The 17,631-nt window shown below is 51.3% G+C and carries 13 protein-coding genes; 2 read left to right on the top strand and 11 right to left on the bottom strand.

The window, feature by feature from the left end; all coding sequences use genetic code 11:
• Positions 1-3 precede the first annotated feature (3 nt).
• The 7 genes from wcaD to OGV85_RS15405 form a co-directional block, all read right to left on the bottom strand.
• Positions 4-1,221 (bottom strand): colanic acid polymerase WcaD, encoded by a 1,218-nt coding sequence (gene wcaD / locus OGV85_RS15435; RefSeq protein WP_061547697.1) that lies wholly within the window; start codon positions 1,219-1,221, stop codon positions 4-6.
• Complete coding sequence (gene wcaC / locus OGV85_RS15430) at positions 1,196-2,413, bottom strand: colanic acid biosynthesis glycosyltransferase WcaC (protein WP_003036756.1); 1,218 nt, start codon at positions 2,411-2,413, stop codon at positions 1,196-1,198. Before wcaC ends, wcaD begins: the two co-directional genes overlap by 26 nt.
• Entirely contained in the window at positions 2,410-2,898 is a 489-nt protein-coding gene (gene wcaB / locus OGV85_RS15425; protein ID WP_003036758.1) for a colanic acid biosynthesis acetyltransferase WcaB, read from the bottom strand. The genes wcaC and wcaB overlap by 4 nt, the downstream gene beginning before the upstream one ends.
• Positions 2,899-2,900: 2 nt before the next feature.
• A complete protein-coding gene (gene wcaA / locus OGV85_RS15420) occupies positions 2,901-3,743 on the bottom strand; it encodes a colanic acid biosynthesis glycosyltransferase WcaA (protein WP_049014348.1) in 843 nt (280 codons plus the stop codon).
• 72 nt (positions 3,744-3,815) lie between these two features.
• The gene (wzc, locus tag OGV85_RS15415; protein WP_061547696.1) at positions 3,816-5,978 is read right to left on the bottom strand and encodes a tyrosine-protein kinase Wzc; all 2,163 of its coding nucleotides are present in this window, start codon (positions 5,976-5,978) and stop codon (positions 3,816-3,818) included.
• Positions 5,975-6,424, bottom strand: a complete 450-nt coding sequence (wzb, locus tag OGV85_RS15410; RefSeq protein ID WP_048218108.1) for a low molecular weight protein-tyrosine-phosphatase Wzb — start codon at positions 6,422-6,424, stop codon at positions 5,975-5,977. Before wzb ends, wzc begins: the two co-directional genes overlap by 4 nt.
• A 5-nt stretch (positions 6,425-6,429) precedes the next feature.
• Positions 6,430-7,569 (bottom strand): polysaccharide export protein, encoded by a 1,140-nt coding sequence (locus OGV85_RS15405; RefSeq protein ID WP_003036765.1) that lies wholly within the window; start codon positions 7,567-7,569, stop codon positions 6,430-6,432.
• A 656-nt stretch (positions 7,570-8,225) separates the two neighbouring features.
• On the opposite strand from OGV85_RS15405, the gene OGV85_RS15400 reads away from it, so the two are divergent.
• Positions 8,226-9,809: a TerC family protein gene (locus OGV85_RS15400; protein ID WP_003841782.1), complete on the top strand. Its 1,584-nt coding sequence runs from the start codon at positions 8,226-8,228 to the stop codon at positions 9,807-9,809.
• Positions 9,810-9,853: 44 nt separating this feature from the next.
• Here the strand turns inward: OGV85_RS15400 and asmA are convergent, their stop codons facing one another.
• From asmA to udk, 3 genes are all read right to left on the bottom strand, one after another.
• The gene (gene asmA, locus OGV85_RS15395; RefSeq protein WP_032949611.1) at positions 9,854-11,707 is read right to left on the bottom strand and encodes an outer membrane assembly protein AsmA; all 1,854 of its coding nucleotides are present in this window, start codon (positions 11,705-11,707) and stop codon (positions 9,854-9,856) included.
• 26 nt (positions 11,708-11,733) lie between these two features.
• A complete protein-coding gene (dcd, locus tag OGV85_RS15390) occupies positions 11,734-12,315 on the bottom strand; it encodes a dCTP deaminase (RefSeq protein WP_003036774.1) in 582 nt (193 codons plus the stop codon).
• A gap of 91 nt (positions 12,316-12,406) precedes the next feature.
• A complete protein-coding gene (udk, locus tag OGV85_RS15385; RefSeq protein WP_003036776.1) occupies positions 12,407-13,048 on the bottom strand; it encodes a uridine kinase in 642 nt (213 codons plus the stop codon).
• 315 nt (positions 13,049-13,363) lie between these two features.
• On the opposite strand from udk, the gene OGV85_RS15380 reads away from it, so the two are divergent.
• Positions 13,364-16,693: a diguanylate cyclase gene (locus tag OGV85_RS15380; RefSeq protein ID WP_061547723.1), complete on the top strand. Its 3,330-nt coding sequence runs from the start codon at positions 13,364-13,366 to the stop codon at positions 16,691-16,693.
• On the opposite strand, the gene alkA is transcribed toward OGV85_RS15380, so the two are convergent.
• On the bottom strand, positions 16,661-17,530 hold the full coding sequence (gene alkA / locus OGV85_RS15375; RefSeq protein WP_061547695.1) for a DNA-3-methyladenine glycosylase 2: 870 nt from the start codon (positions 17,528-17,530) through the stop codon (positions 16,661-16,663). The two genes, OGV85_RS15380 and alkA, sit on opposite strands and share 33 nt — an antisense overlap.
• Positions 17,531-17,631 lie beyond the last annotated feature (101 nt).

Below are 17,631 nucleotides of genomic sequence, written 5' to 3'. Positions count from 1 at the left end.
AAGTTACCTCGCGATATTCAGCGCCTTGCGCAAAATAAACGGACACACAATTAAAAATGCGTATTCCGGACTAAATACTGAACCTGTAAAAAACAGTGACAATGGTGTAAAAAGATAAAGCTGCACCCGATAATTCTGATTATCGCCAAACGCATTGATCATCATTTTCATGACCTTCCCCATGTACCATAGGGCTAATATCACCGCGAACCATGAAAAATAAATAATCAGCAGATACAAGCCATTGTCTATTGTTTTACCGACATCTGCACCGTTAAAAATTCCGAATGACGCGACGTATTCATAAAGTGAGCCAAATCTCACTACGCCATCAACGTTCAGTAATGAATAACCGACCATCACTAATGGTCCTACGATACGATAATACGATGACGAACCTTCAGTTCCTAAATCACCAAGCCGCGTTGCGATGTACGGAAAAGCAAATATCACACCAACTAAAAACACGCTCAATGAGATTATCGCCAGAGGTAGCTTCTTTTTTATCGCATCCTTATTTAGGTACTGAAACGCCCATTCCAGGAGGTAAAACAAAATAAACGTCATTACTCCTGAAAACGATCCCGATAATATTATCCCTACCAGAATCATAGCATCGGACTTAGGTGTTTTGATACCAAACTGTTTGATACTGAGCCAAATTGAGATTAACGCCAGAGCGAAGAATGCCGGTTCGAAATAGAGCGCGGTGGTTCGCTTCCCACCAAACTTAATAAAGTTCAGAACATAGCTGTTACTGTAAATAAGATATTTCGAAATAACTTCCATTAAACTGCTGCCGCCGCTGAGAATTATCTGTGCCATTTCAGCTGCAGCTAACCCCACCACCAGTCCCACGACCAGCCAGAAAAAGCGCAAGATTTTAATGTAGTTATGCGGTGAAATGGATTTGAAGCGAATACTCCATACCATGCCAATAATCACCACGGTATAGATAAACAACATGGCGGACGTCACGTACTTGCTGGCATCCAGTGACTGACCGAACAGATAGTTAAATGCCGTCAGTCCGCCCCCTACGCCCAGCGCGATCATTATTTTTTTGATATTGATGCGCTCGATAAACAGCAACAGCAGAACGGGTAAAAAGGTGACTATAGTTATCGGGAAGCTCTCGCCAAGCTGGGCGAGTTTGACGTTTACTAGCAGATAAAGCAGCGGTAGCACCAGATAGCTACAGATTCTGATAGAACGAGACATATTCCTCCAGCATCTGTTGTCCACTGTATGCCAACTGGCTGCGCTGGCTAAATGCGGCAAGCGACGTGTCAAATACCGCCTGCGCAATGTCTGATTTTTTCAGCTGCACCAGTTGCAACACTTCAGCTTCGCTGAACGTTTTTCCACCTGATTTAGCCAGCACTTCCTGCGCGGCATCGCTGTGCGTGGCTATTACCGGTACGCCGATGGACAGCGCTTCGCACAGAATCAGCGGGTAGTTATCGACACGGGAGCTGAACACCAGTCCATCCATCTGATTAAGCGCACTCATCAACGTGCGCTTATCGCTCTCAAAACCGTGATTGATGACGTTATCTCCCGCAAATGGCGAAAATTTGCCGAAGGTATGCAACTCAATTTTGTCTCCGAGCGCGGTAATAGCTCGCACCAGTTGCTGACTGGTTTTGCCGTCATAGCGCAGGTCATGAGCCACCACGGCAATTTTCGGCCGACCGCTCTCCTCAGGCATCGCGGGTAGTTCGGCAAGAATGGTTTCAGTTGCCACATCAATGCCATTATTGATAATGCGGCAGCGTCCCGCGCCATACAGGCTGTTGAAGGCGTCGGCCACATGCTGACTGGGCGAGATAAACTGGCAACCCAGCGCCAGCATCGCACGAAACATCTGCCGCTTAACGGGCAACTGTTGATGGGCTTTATCGATTTTTACCGGCGGATAGTTGCTCAGCGTTGGGCATTGCAGACAGCCCGTTTTCCAGCCTTCGCAGCCATCGGTAAAGGCACAGCGCCCGGTCACACTCCAGTGATCGTGCAGCGTCCAGACGAAGGTGATATCCGGTTTATGCGCTTTCACTTTTTGGCAAAAGGAGACTACCTCTTCCAGGTTCAACCAGTAGCTGTGCAACACATGAAAATGCAGTACCAGCGGGCCGTTAGTGCGGGTAACCGTACGATATAGCTTGTCGAGATTGCCGAACATGTCGCGGTTCGCGAAACGAAACAGCGCAATGTTCGCCGCCGACGTCAGGCGCGGCGTATATTTGATAACCTGCGGGTATTTCGCATGGCTGGCGCTTTTTTTACCGCCTTTGCCATAGCCATAAACAAAACGCGACGACAGCCCTTTTTCCAGCGACCTCAGATGCAAATCTAACGCCACGCCTGCCGCCCCACCTTCTGCGAGTCGCACATTAAATTGTAATATCTTCATTTTATTACCTTCACCCGTGCCTTCTCGCCCACGACCAGCGCATTGTCCGGAACGCTATCCACCACGACGCTCCCGGCACCAATCGTCACGTTATCGCCAATAGCAACGTCGCCAAGCAGAGTGACATTGGCCCCCAGCTCAACGCTGTTACCGATTACCGGGCAGGACAAATCGTTGGTGCCAAGATTGCCGATGGTGACGCCGTGACGTAGGGTAAAATCATCCCCCACAACCACGTGTTTATTGATAACCACCCCATAGCCATGATGGATGGTGAAACGACGACCGATTGATGCAGCAGCCTGAATTTCATAGCCAAACAGGCATTCGGTGATAAGGCGGTACATCACCAGTATCGGAGCGGCCCACAGGTTGTTTAAGATGTTTTTTTTACGCCAGACGGAGCAAAAATGGGCAATCCGATAGGCCACCACCATGCAGCAGGGGCGCAGACTCCAGCCGTTCACGCGTAAATCTTCCAGCATAATTAGCGTCCTCGCAGTCCGTCGGCCAGACGCTTACTGTTGCGAACAGAAAGCAGCGTCAGTAGCGTGCGCCAGTTCATCCGTTTATTGCGGATCTGATAGAGGGTAAACAGCTGATATTTCTTGCTAGCCCGGTCAAATTTGCCTTTGTGCTTGCGGTAAAACTGAAAGTAGCCGGAGAATTTATTCGGCGATGAGGTAATGCGCATCTCACCGTGATTCACATGCAGGATCTGCGTTGCCTCTTTGACCTTCCACGGTTTGCCATACGCCACCACCATGCGCAGGAAGATGTCGTAATCCTGCGCCGCTTTCAGCGTGGTATCGAACAGACAAGCTTTAAACCGCCATGCCCAGGTAAATACCTGATTACCAATGATGTTGCGCTTATAAAACCTGCGGCGTGAATAAACGGACTTCGGATAGAGCGGCAGACTGGTCGGCTGCGAATACACTTCGCCCTCACAGACATAGTCATTGGCATACAGAAACGCCCGCGTGACCAAATGATGGCGATAGTTGAGAAATACACTCAGTCGGTTCGGCGTCCATTCATCATCATCATCAATCCCCGTAATGTATTGCCCGTTGGCCTGCATAATGGCCTGATTACGCACCGCGCAGGCCCCGGAGTTGGTGGAATTATGCGTATACGACACGCGCGGATCGTTGAGTTCCTCAACAAACTGCTGCAACTGCTCATATGAGGAAGAGCAATCATCCACAATGATCATCTCCCAGTAAGGATAGTCCTGGCGCAACACCGATTTAATCGCCCGAATGGCCAGCTGCTGGCGGTTCCAGGTTGGCATGTAAATTGAAATTAGCGGGTTTTCTGTGGTCATTTTCGTTTCCAAAAAAAGTTGCCTGATGGCACTACGCTTATCAGGCCTACATTCGATATGCGTTGCTGTTAGTTATTTCGAATCCGACGTGTATTCGTATTCGTAGTAGCCGTAATCCTGATACCCGCTGGCGCGGCGGAAGATCGAGTTGAGGATCACCCCTTTCACCTGAATGCCATTTTGCTCGAAGCGGCCCAGGCTGGTTTCCACCTCTTTAAGCGTGTTGACCGCATAACGCGCTACCATCAGCGTGGTGCCGACGTGGCGCCCTACGATAGCCGCATCGGTCACCGCCAGAATTGGTGGGGTGTCAATCAACACCAGGTCATAGTGCGAGCTGGCCCAGGCAATCAGTTCACCGAAGCGCTCGCTCATCAACAGTTCGGAAGGATTGGGAGGAATTTGACCGCGAGGGATCAGATCAAAATGCGGAATCGATGTCGGTTTAGCGCTGGATGAGATATCCCCTTTGCCAATGAGGATCTCAGACAGGCCGTTGACGTTATTGGTCCCCAGCAGTTCGTGGGTATAGCCTTTGCGCATGTCGCAGTCGATCAACAGCACGCGTTTGTTGGTCTGGCTGATGACCGCCGCCAGGTTGGCGCAGACAAACGTTTTACCGATCGACGGGCTGACGCCGGTCAGCATCAAAACGTTGTTGCGCGCCTGCATCATGGCAAAGTGCAGGCTGGTGCGCAGGCTGCGGACCGCTTCGATGGCGAGATCCGTCGGATTCCCCACGGCCAGCAGTTGGCTTTGCTTGTAGCGTTTCACACCTTTAATGGTCTGAACGTTATCACGCGCTTTTTGCCATTCAGACAGCGGAATACTGGCATACACGCTGATACCATGCTCTTCCAGCGCCTGCGGGCTTTCAATACCGCGATTAAACAGAGAACGCAGCAGTACGCCCACCACGGAAAGCATTAAACCGAGAATGATACTGCCGAGAATAATCAGCGCCGTTTTCGGCTTCAGCACGCCAGGCTGGGCAATCGCTGGATCGACAATGCGCACATCACCGACCGTACTGGCCTCGGTAATCTTCAGTTCCTGTTGCTTGTTCAGCAACTGCATATAGACCTGCTGACCGGACTCCACATCACGCGTCAGGCGAACAATTTCCTGCTGTGTTTTCGGCATCGCCGTTACACGCCCGTTCAGCTTACTTTTCTCATCTTCCAGCGCCTGGCGTTTTTCCAGCAGCGTGCGGTACGCCGGATGCGCTTTGGTGAACAGCTTGGAAATCTCCGCTTCTTTGAAGGTCAGTTCATTAAGCTGAGCATCGATATTCACCATCGAATCCAGCACCGCTTTGGCTTCCAGCGGCAAATCCACGGAGTCTTTATCCTGACGGAAGGCGTTCAGCTTGTTTTCAGCAACATCCAGGTGGCTACGCACTTCGGGCAACTGTCTGGCCAGAAACGCCAGACTTTTGGCGGCCTCTTCGGATTTACGTTCCACGTTTTGTTGCAGATAGTTACGGGTAATACTGTCGAGGATCTGGCGGATTTGCTCGCGGTCTTCACCGGTAAAAGTCAGGCTCAATACACCGGTATCTTTGCCTGTTTCCGTCACCATCAGGTTATTTTGCAGGGTGTTTATCATGCCCAGCGTGGAGAATTTGCTGACGGTAAATTGGCTCTCCGGGCTGGCATGAATCGCCTCAACCAGCATCGTCACGCCATCGTGTTCCAACACCTTGCCGACTTGCCCCCGAACGCTAAAACCCCCGTCACTCACCAGTTGATAGCTTTTGTCATTCAGCACATTGAGCGTGAAGGTCTGTTCATTCATAGCCTTTGGCAGCGTGAAGGTAGTCACATTAACCGTTTCGTTCTGACGGCCCATCAGCCGGTCCCAGCCCGCGCCAAAAATAGGGAACGTATCTTTGGTCACGCCGATATCGAGGTTGAGATCGTCTACCGTTTTCCCTAATACCAGTCGTGACTGAATGAGCTGAATTTCCGCTTCCGAGGCCGGGGGTTTGTTCGACAACGCCGAGCCAATATCCTGCACCAGTGAATCTCCAGTATTTTGCTCAATTTGCACCAGCGCGTCCGCACTATAGATGGGGGTGGCGAACAGCGTGTAGACCGCGGCACACAATGCAAAAGCCGCGGTAATGCCAAGTACCCACCAGCGGGCTTCCACCACCGTTGCGACCAGACGACCAATATCGATTTCATCATTGCCCGTTACCGGCGCAGCAGACTGTTTAACTTTTTCTGTCATCGTTTTCCCTGCTCTGCGTTCAGTGCCTGAGCCCATTGGCGGGCAGACCGTTCAAGTAATGTGTACACCGCGTCAAACGCATCACGGCTTTTACGATACGGATCGGGAATTTCGCGCTCGCTGTCCCAGTGACCAAAAAGCATCACTTTGCCGCGCATCTCCGGCACCATTTCACACAGGGCAGAGATATGGCGCTTTTCCATGGTCAGGATCAGGTCATACTCCCGGCACATTCGTCCCGAGATCTGCCGGGCACAATGATTATCCAGTGACAGGTTGTGCGCCTGTGCCACGCTAATGGCGCACGGATCCGCGCCTTTCCCCACCAGCGCCCCAAGACCGGCAGAAGAGACCGTCAACGCCGGGTGAAATTGCCTTAACAAGCGCTCTGCCGTCGGGGAACGGCAAATGTTCCCCACACAGACAACTAAGATTTTGTTAAACATGACGATTACCAGTTGTGAAGGTCGCTGGCCGTGTCCGTCATATAGCGAACACCGCTAATAGTCGGCAGCAACTGATTGATCAAACGGTTCCAGCGAGCAACCGGCGCAGTAGTGACGTACACCACATCGTATGGCTGGAGTCGGAATGATGTTGCCATCACCAGCGACGTCGCATCGGACATATCAAGCTGATAGATATTGGCGATCTTGCCGTTGTTCCCGCCTTCGCCTTTCAATGGTCGAATAACGAAAATACCGCTGGCATTGGAGGTTGTCAGGTCAATACCTTCGGCATTGCCCAGCGCTTCGGTAAGCGTCATGCCACTGAAGTCCATTTTGAGGGTGCTCTGTTTTTTCACTTCTCCCATTACGAAGACTTTCAGATCGTCATTACGCGGGACAAACAGAATGTCGCCAGGATAGAGCAGTCGGTTCTGGCTCAGGTCGCCATTTTGCATCAGTGCTTGCAGTGAAATGCGTTGCTCCTGCCCTTTATGAGTCAGCACAACGTTGCGCCAGTCTGCCGCTTCGGTGAGACCGCCAGCGGCGTTAATGGCATCGAGAACGGTAAGCGGCACGTTGGTGATGGCCTGCTGACCGGATTTGTTCACCTGCCCGGAGACATAGGCCTTCTGCGAGCGGAAAGCGGCGATATTAACGTCCACCTGCGGGTCAGCAATGTACTTCGCTAAGCGCCCGGTAATATCACTACGAATCTCTGCCAACGTTTTCCCTACCACGCTGACTTTGCCGATGTAGGGGTAAAACATCGTGCCATCAGGTTGTACCCAGTTGCCGGTATCGCTTGAACTACGGTACTGCCCGGCCGGGGTGGTGAGTTCAGGATGGTCCCAGACGGTCACATTTAGGACATCCCCCGGGCCAACCCGGTACTGATACCCGGCAATCTCCTGGTCCAGCGACATATTAGGTTGTGCAACATTTGGTCGAGGACGTAATTGTTCTACCAGCCGTGGGGTGAGTGGATAAACATTCACCATGCGATCGATATCAAAATCAGCGTCCTGCTGTTTAATCACATCTTTGCCCATCGTAGACATATTGCTGCCCGGAAGCACGGTACAACCGTTTATCAAGATTACCGATACCAATACTGGTATCAATTTAAGTTTGGATTTCATCATTGATTATTTATCACTTTGGCAGAGTAATTATCACATGCAATCTAAATAGCGACTTCGCCTGTACGTATTTACCTTGCCGTTAATTGAAATGGAATTTAACTGGCATCAGTCCTAAAAAAAATGAATTCATCTGCGGTCTCTTGACAGAATAATTTAGGCTTGTTTCAGGCGACCAGACACGCTACCGCCCCTGGCTTCACTAGCTACCAATGCACTGATTAATTTAAATTTTTATCTTCTCCTTTATTTTCATCACATTTACAGCGGCAACGCATCGGGAATGCGCGCCACTGGTTAATGAGGAAATATTTATCTTTTGATTATTACCGCAAGAATTGTTGCAGCTAAGCGAATATCAGGCAAGATAACAAGCCACCGATACCAAGCTTTTAAGATTAATATTAAGCGTTGGATTAGTATATTTTTAGGATTTTATTGATGTTGACAATATTGATATAGAAACATCCCACCTGCGATATTTCCTAAATATATTTAGATTAATAAAATCATTTCCTGTAGTTACATTAAGGCTATTATCCTGCATCTGTTCTGATATAACCGACAGAGAAATCCCCTCTCGCCATTGCATTTTTCGCCAGTTTTACCCATGATCGAATTGTGACAATTGTCATACAACTATGGGTATAGCATTTACTATGGAATGGATTGCCGATCCGTCAATCTGGGCCGGACTGGTCACGTTAATCGTGATCGAACTTGTTCTTGGCATTGATAATCTTGTTTTTATTGCCATCCTCGCGGAGAAACTACCTCCTGCCCAGCGGGATAAGGCGCGTATTACCGGGCTACTGCTGGCGATGGTTATGCGCCTGCTGCTGCTGGCATCAATATCCTGGCTGGTAACACTGACCACGCCGCTGTTCAGCATTCGCGATCTCAGCTTCAGCGCCCGCGATCTGATCATGCTGTTCGGCGGTTTCTTCCTGCTGTTTAAAGCCACTATGGAGCTCAACGAACGGCTGGAAGGAAAAGACAGCGACAATCCCACCCAGCGTAAAGGCGCTAAGTTCTGGGGTGTGGTCGCGCAGATCGTGGTGCTGGACGCCATATTCTCTCTCGATTCCGTCATTACCGCTGTTGGGATGGTCGATCACCTGGCCGTGATGATGGCTGCGGTGATTATTGCCATCAGCCTGATGGTGCTGGCGAGCAAGTCGCTGACACGCTTTGTCAACAGTCATCCAACTATCGTTATTCTGTGCTTGAGCTTCTTGCTGATGATTGGTTTTAGCCTGGTCGCCGAAGGATTTGGTTTCCATATCCCGAAAGGTTACCTGTATGCGGCCATCGGCTTCTCGGTGATGATCGAAGCATTAAACCAGTTGGCTATCTTTAACCGTCGTCGCTTCCTCTCAGCCAACCATACTCTGCGCCAGCGCACCGCCGAGGCGGTAATGCGGCTGCTGAGCGGGCAAAAAGAAGATGCCGAACTGGATGCCGAAACCGCGGCAATGCTGGCGGACCATCATGAAGGTCAGATTTTCGCGCCTCAGGAGCGGAGGATGATTGAACGTGTGCTGAACCTTAATCAGCGTACCGTCAGCAGTATCATGACCTCGCGTCACGATATTGAACACATCGACCTCAATGCTCCCGAAGCAGAAATCCGCGCCTTACTGGAAAAAAACCAGCATACGCGTCTGGTGGTCACTGGCGAAGACGGGCAGGAAGAACTGCTTGGCGTGGTGCATGTCATCGATTTGCTGCAACAGTCTCTGCGCGGCGAGCCGCTCGACCTGCGCGTCTTGATTCGCCAGCCGCTGGTGTTCCCGGAAACTCTGCCGCTACTTCCGGCGCTTGAGCAGTTCCGAAACGCCCGGACGCACTTCGCATTTGTAGCCGATGAATTTGGTTCCGTCGAAGGGATTGTGACGCTGAGTGATGTGATGGAAACCATCGCCGGCAATCTGCCAAACGAGGTAGAGGAAATCGACGCCCGCCATGATATTCAGAAAAACGCCGATGGTTCATGGACCGCTAACGGGCATATGCCGCTGGAAGACCTGGTGCAGTACGTCCCTATCCCATTAGATGAAAAACGTGAGTATCACACCATTGCCGGGCTTTTAATGGAATATTTGCAGCGCATCCCAAAAACCGGGGAGGAAGTCCAGGTTGGCGACTATCGGCTAAAAACCCTGCAGGTAGAAAATCATCGCGTGCAAAAAGTCCAGCTGATACCGCTACACAGTGAAGAAGAGATGGATTACGAGGTGTAAGTCACGAGCCGGATGGGGCATTAGCCACCATCCGGCAATATGAATCAGAGCTTATCCAGCAACTTTTTAACATCTTTGCCGTTGCGGGAATCTTTATTGCGATCGGCCCAGTCATTCAGGCGACGTTTTGCTTCATCCTGCAGATGTTTACGCAAAAGCTGATCAACTTGCAGACTGTAGTTCAGTGATTGCCATTGACCATAGACTCTGAGAGGAACCGGGGTGGCCTTCAGGAAATTAATCAACTTACTTTCGCCATCCCAACCGCCCAGCACGCGAATGTTAAACAGCGTGTCGCAATTCTGCTTCACCAGATCTAACGTTCCTTTGCCGGTCAGTGCCAACATAGCGGACTCCCCTACCATGTTATCCAGCGTCACCTCACCGTTATCCAGCGTCATATCGGTTACAAAATGATCCAGACGGGTCACGTTCTCCATATTTTGCTGGGCTTTAGCATCTCCACCGCTACGCTCGACGGCCTGCTGTATCATCTGCTGGAAGTTCATCCCTTCCATTCGCGTATCGTTCATTTCGACATGGGCCTGCCCTTGCCAGCTGTGACGAAACGCCTGGGCGTCAATATCCGAGCCGGAAAAATCTCCTGCCAACGACAGCTTGCCGGTGAGTGCGATGGGGTAATCAAAGGCCTTCAGAATAGTGCCAATTTCAACACCTTCCAGGCGCGGATGAAAGACCGCTCGCGGTTCTCCCTTTCTGGCATCCAGCGTGCCGGGCAATGAGATCAGCCCGCCATCACTTTTTCCCTGCAACTGTGCAATGCTCAGTAAGCCGAACCGGTTGTCTATTTTTGCCGAGACATTCTCAAACGCCATTTTCCGCCACAGCACTTTGTCAGCCTGCAAAGCGATGTCTGCCGAAAAACCCTTGAGTCCCTGATACGAAACAGCATCAACCTGGGAAGCAATAACGGGGCGCGCCAGCGTTGACTGACTCTGACCTTGCTGAACTTCACCTTTTGCTGTCACCGCTGCGTCATGTTGTACGAGTAGGTTATCCAGATTGAGCTGACCAAATTTTAGGTCAACGGCCCATTCCGGTTTTTCCAACAAGGCCACATGCGCTTGCCCGGAGAAAGAAGAGTCATTAGCGGTCAAATTTATCTGGCTAAATGAAAGCTGTTTTTTCTCTTCCAGCCATTGCGCCTGAAGATGTCCCTGACCGTTAATCCCCTGCGGCGGCAGATCGGCCCCCTGCAGTTGCCAGCTTAACTGCTCAATATTCGCAGATAAGTTGTGCGGATAATCGGAGGCATCGACCGTACCGTTAAAGGATAACGCGAGATCGCGCTGATCGCGGTTCACACGCCCGGAGAAATCAAACGTGCCGCGGTGCTGGCTATCTTGTTCCATCTCCAGACGAATATCGCGAACGGTAACCTGTTCATCATCTTCATGTTGGAACACCAGAACACTGTCGGCAACGCGCAGACGGGCGATATCAAACGACCATCCTTTGTCTTCCGCCAGATCGGGCAACATATTGTCTTTTGGGGCAACGGGTGCATCTTTGCCGCGTACCGCCTCAGTTTGCGGGGTCAATTGAATCACTGCGCCTTTGAGCATCACCTGCTTCACGCTGAGCTGATGACTCAACAGCGGCCACAATGCAACGTCGAGACGCATATTATCAGCACGAACCAGGGGTTCGCTGGCGCCTTCAGCCGTTAACATCACTCGCCCTGAGAGGATACTCAGTTGCGGCCATACGTGCCAACGCAGGGGGCCATCCAACTGCAGCTGATACCCGCTACGTACGGCAACCTGCTTGACCATATACGCGCGGAAATCATTCGGATTCACCAACAGTACTAACGCAGAAAAGCCGGTCACCAGCACGACCAGAAGAATCATCAGCGTCGTCAGAAATCGTCTCATGCTATCCCCAATGGACTGATAAACACTCAGTCTTTATCGATCCGGCTGGCAACGGCGCCCTGCTGGTCGCGATACTTCGCATCCTGACGACGGTTGTAGGGTCGCGCTGCCGGACCGGAAAGCGGTTCGAAACTTAACGCGCCAATCGGCATCCCCGGACGCAGAGCCAGCGGTAATTTTCCGGAGTTGTAAAACTCCAGTACGATACAGCCAGACCAGCCCGGATCGATACGGTGTGCGGTGACGTGTACCATCAGTCCCAGACGAGCCAGCGAAGAACGGCCATCTAACCAACCGACGAGATCGGAAGGCAGCGTCACGGATTCGAATGTTACCGCCAGTGCAAGTTCCCCCGGATGCAGGAAAAAGGCTTCGCCGTCTTTGAGGACGATTTCATCACTCATCACGCGATCCAGCGCGGCGCTGACTTCATCTTTCGGTCCGCTTAAATCGATATACGCCGCCGTATGACCGCGGAACGTACGGAATTTGTTGCCAAGGCGCACATCTACCGTGGCGCCATTGATTCGCTCGACAGGAGGGCGTGGATTGATCGACAGGCGACCTTCATCCAACCAGGCTTCAATATCTCGGTCACATAAACGCATGGCACTTTCTCCTTTCGTGCTTCAAACCCTTAATGCCAGGTGCGTTAAGGGTGAACCAGGTTATCACTGAACGGTACACAATTCGCTGAACTTATTCAAAGAACTGACTGATTTTAGCCTTCAGAATATCGATGGCGATGCGGTTTTTACCCCCGCGCGGCACAATGATGTCGGCGTATTGTTTTGAAGGCTCAATAAATTGCAGGAACATTGGGCGGACGGTTTTCTGGTATTGCGCCATCACCGAATCCATTGAACGACCACGTTCGTTCACATCCCGCTTGATACGGCGCATCAGGCAAATATCCAACGGCGTATCAACAAAAATAGAGAAGTTCATCTCGTCACGCAAACGCGCATCCGTCAGCAGCAAAATGCCTTCCAGGATGATGACTTTCTTGGGTTCGATATGAATAGTGTCTTGCGTACGCGTATGCTCAACATAGCTATATACCGGCAGCTCAATGGCAGAGCCGCGTTTCAGCGTTTGCAGATGTTGAAACAGCAGGCTATGGTCCATCGCGTTCGGATGGTCGTAGTTGGTTTTTACACGTTCTTCCATCGACAGATGGCTTTGATCTTTGTAATAGCTGTCTTCGGGAATAACGCCAATATGTTCGTCACCGACTTGTTCACGCAATTCGCGATAAAGAGTACTGGCAATAAGGCTCTTGCCGGAAGCCGATGCGCCGGCAATGCCGATAATGACGCACTGATGGGACTGATCAGTCATAAATTTAGCGACCTGATTAACCTGGATGTAAGGAAGGGCGGCGCCGAAACGCCAAACGCGGCAATTATAGGGATTTCAGCGGCGCGATGCCACCCCAGGCTGCACCAATGCTGTCCCTGTCGCAAATTAAAATGGTCAGATTTAGAACAGCCGCTATATTTATTCACCTGCCTTAGGAATTAATAGCTTGGGAGTGTTAATTTATGAGCAGCTGGCGTATAAATTGTAAATTGTTTGTACTAGCATAATCCCAGATTAAATGTGATGCGTCCGGCATCTCTGCTGGGCGACAACGGCTATTTGGGTAGAGTGGTAATGAGTAAACAATCCCAACATGTTTTAGTTACCTTACCCCATCCTCTACTGCGCCTGGCCAGTTTAGGTCTGGTGGCTTTCATCTTTACGTTGTTTTCGCTGGAACTGTCACGTTACGGCGCACAGCTTGCGCCGCTGTGGTTTCCAACCTCTATCATGATGGTGGCTTTTTACCGTCACGCTGGAAAGATGTGGCCTGGGATCGCGCTGGCTTGCTCATTCGGTAGCATCGGCGCCTCTTTACTCTTCTTCCCCGTACAGTCGCTTAATTTCTCCTATACGGTCATTAACATTATTGAGGCTGTTGTTGGCGCAATGTTATTGCGTAAACTGCTGCCCTGGTACAATCCCTTACAAAATCTTAACGACTGGGCGCGTCTGGCATTTGGCAGCGCGGTTGTTCCGCCACTGCTGGGCGGCGTATTGATGTGGATGTTGCTGCCGAAGGAAACTACGTTAAATACCTTTCTCATTTGGGTACTGTCAGAATCCATTGGCGCACTGGCGTTGGTGCCGTTAGGTTTGCTGTTTAAACCACATTATCTGCTGCGTCATCGCGACCCGCGTTTACTGCTTGAGACCCTGATTACGCTATTGGTGACCTTAACGCTTAGTTGGCTGTCGATGATGTACATTCCATGGCCGTTCACTTGCGTTATTGTCCTGCTGATGTGGAGCGCTGTCCGTCTGCCGCGTATGGAGGCGTTTTTAATATTCCTCAGCACCGTGATGATGGTTTCGCTGATGTTGGCCGCCGACCCTTCGTTGCTCTACACCCCCAAACTGACCATGTTGACCAGCATACCCTGGCTGCCGTTTTTAATGATCCTGTTGCCAGCCAACATGATGACCATGGTGATGTACGCGTTTCGAGCCGAACGCAAGCACATTTCAGAAAGCGAATCGCGCTTTCGCAACGCCATGGAATATTCCGCGATTGGCATGGCACTGGTTGGCACCGAGGGGCAATGGCTACAGGCCAATAAAGCCTTGTGCCAGTTTCTGGGCTATAGCCAGGAGGAGCTACGTTCGCTGACCTTCCAGCAATTAACCTGGCCGGAAGATCTGAACAACGACCTTGAACAGCTCAACATGCTGGCACGCGGAGAGATTAATAGCTATTCCATGGAAAAACGCTATTACACCCGCGCGGGCGACGTCGTCTGGGCGTTGCTGGCCGTTTCGCTGGTGCGCCATAGCGACAACACTCCACTCTACTTTATCGCGCAGGTTGAAGACATTAACGACCTGAAGCATACCGAGTGGATTAATAAACGGCTGATGGAGCGCATTACTCTCGCCAATGAAGCCGGGGGGATTGGGATTTGGGAATGGGAACTGCAGCCTGACGTGATCAGTTGGGATAAACGGATGTTCGATCTGTATGAAGTTCCTGCACATATCAAACCCAGTTGGCAAGTCTGGTATCAATGCCTCGTACCTGAAGATCGCGAGTACGCCGAAAATGTGATTCGTGATTCGCTGGCCGCACGGGCTCCGTTTAAGCTTGAGTTTCGTATCGCAGTAAAAGATGGCATACGCCATATCCGCTCGTTGGCCAACCGGGTGCTGAATAAAGACGGTGAAGTTGAACGCTTACTTGGTATCAATATGGATATGACCGAAGTGAAGCAGCTTAACGAAGCGCTGTATCAGGAAAAAGAGCGCCTGCACATTACGCTGGACTCAATCGGCGAAGCGGTAATTTGTATTGATGTCGATATGAACGTGACCTTTATGAATCCGGTCGCTGAGAAAATGAGCGGCTGGCAACAGGACAGTGCCATCGGCATTCCGCTATTGACGGTACTACATATTACTTTTGGCGAGAACGGTCCGCTGATGGAAAATATCTACAGTGCTGACATGTCGCGTACGGCAATCGAGCAGGAAGTGGTCCTGCATTGTCGTAACGGCAACAGTTATGACATTCAGTACAGCATCACGCCCCTCAGCACCCTTGACGGTGGCAGCATTGGTTCGGTGTTAGTCATTCAGGACGTCACAGAGTCACGGAAGATGCTCCGCCAGCTTAGCTACAGTGCCTCACATGATGATCTGACGCAGTTGGCAAACCGGGTCAGCTTCGAAAACCATCTAAAACAATTGCTGCATTCAGTACACGACACTCGCCAGTGCCATGTACTGGTTTTTATCGATTTGGATCGTTTTAAAGCGGTGAACGACAGCGCGGGTCATGCCGCCGGCGATGCCCTGCTGCGTGAACTCTCTGCGCTTATGCTCAGCATGTTGCGATCCAGCGATATGCTGGCGCGCCTTGGCGGCGACGAGTTTGGTCTGTTGCTGCCGGATTGTAATATCGAAAGCGCCCGCTTTATCTCAGGACGCATCATCAGTGCTATTAACAATTACCAATTTATGTGGGAAGGCCGTTTGCACCGTATTGGCGCCAGTGCGGGAATTACGCTGATTGATGAGAAAAACCATGTCGCGACTGACGTTATGTCTCAGGCCGATATCGCCTGCTACGCGGCGAAAAACAGCGGCCGTGGGCGAGTCTGTGTCTATGAACCTCAGCAAAGCCAGGCCCATGCCGCGCGTAGCCAACTGTCATTGGATGAACAAAGACACACTATTACACACAACCCTATGCTGATGATCGCCAGAGGTGTTGCTTCTCCGCGTATACCGGAGACTTTTAGCTTCTGGATTATCTCGCTTCGCTTAGGCACCGCTGAGGGTGAAGTCATTGAAGATCAAGCCTTCCATGCCGGGTTGGTCGATCCCACGTTGAGTCAGGCGCTCGATCGTCGGGTATTCGGCGAGTTCTTCCAGAGTGCTGCCCCGGCTGTCGCCAACAAGGGCCTCAGTATTGCCCTGCCCCTTTCCGCCGCCGGCCTGCTCAACACAGAGCTGGTAGATGAGCTGCTGGAGCACTTGCAACGCAGCCCGCTACCGCCACGATTGCTGCATCTGACCGTTCCATCAAGCGTCATCAAAACAAGCCCAACGCAGGCGGTATCCGCCCTGCATCGACTGCGGCAGTACGGTTGTCGAATTGTGTTAAGTCAGGTTGGTCGCGACTTAGAGCTTTTTGACAACCTGAAATATCACATTGTCGATTACCTGTTACTCGACAGCGAGCTAAGTGCCAGCGCTCCCGGCAACTTGATCGACGAAATGTGGGTGTCCATTATCCAGGGTCATGCTCAGCGCCTGGACATTAAAACCATCGCCGGTCCGGTGCAACTGCCACTCATCATGGATACGCTTTCTGGCATCGGTATTGATATGATTTATGGCGATATTATTGCCGACGCCCAACCGCTGGATCTGCTACTGAATACCAGCAATTTCGCCATCAACTGACGGTTGCCAACCATCCGTATACCAGATATGCAACAGCGCATAGGAGCGCCAGGGTTTCCAGCGCTCTGCATACCGCCGGATCTGGGCTGGTGTCATGCCGGGAAAACGCTGCTTAATCAGATAATCATCCGGCAGAAAAACGTCCTTCGCCTGCCAGCCGCGCAGCGCAAAGTAGTTGGCGGTCCATCGCCCTATCCCGGGAAATGTTTGTAGCTGCTTAACGCCTTGTTCGATATCGGCAGGGGCTGTTGTCGCGAGCGTTCCTTCAAGGGTTGCATGAGCAAGGTGAATCAACGCTTCAGCGCGTTTGAGCGGCATTCCTAACGTTTTCAGGTGCAGCGGATCGGCGTTGGCAAGCTCTTCTGGAGAGGGAAAACACACATACTCGGGCGCATCCTCCAGCGTATTGCCATAAGCGTGCGCTACTTTCGCTGTCAGTTTCGCGGCCATCGCCACGCTGACTAACTGTCCTAAAATCGCCCGTACCCCTTGCTCAAAAGCATCGACACATCCCGGCAGGCGCAATCCCGGACGCGCCGCGCCGAGGTTACCCAGCGCGCAGACAATTTGCTGCGGGCAACATGAAAGATCGAACAAGCGCGTTATTTTTGCCAGGCACACGGAGGCTACAGGCTGTAACCCTGAGCTCAACGTCACGTGTAACACATTGGCGTGCAGATCCGGGACAACGCTCACCAGACCACGATGCTCCCCTACGGACAGACTTCGGACATAACTCAGTTCTTCTACGGTTTCGACACCTTCAACCGCACGGGCGGCAAGAAATCCCAGCATCCAGGGCCAGTCATAAGGCGGTTGCCAGCTCAGCGTGAACATTCGGTTTTCCTTTTAAAGCAAACTTACAGCATAAACGGTATTCAATCAGTACGCCTTGCTTTCATATTCCAGTTGTCGGGCCGTCAACTATTCGTTAAAGT

The sequence above is a fragment of the Citrobacter sp. Cf132 genome (assembly GCF_030333885.1).
Lineage (GTDB): Bacteria > Pseudomonadota > Gammaproteobacteria > Enterobacterales > Enterobacteriaceae > Citrobacter > Citrobacter freundii.
This window is presented reverse-complemented; position numbering and strand designations above follow the sequence as displayed.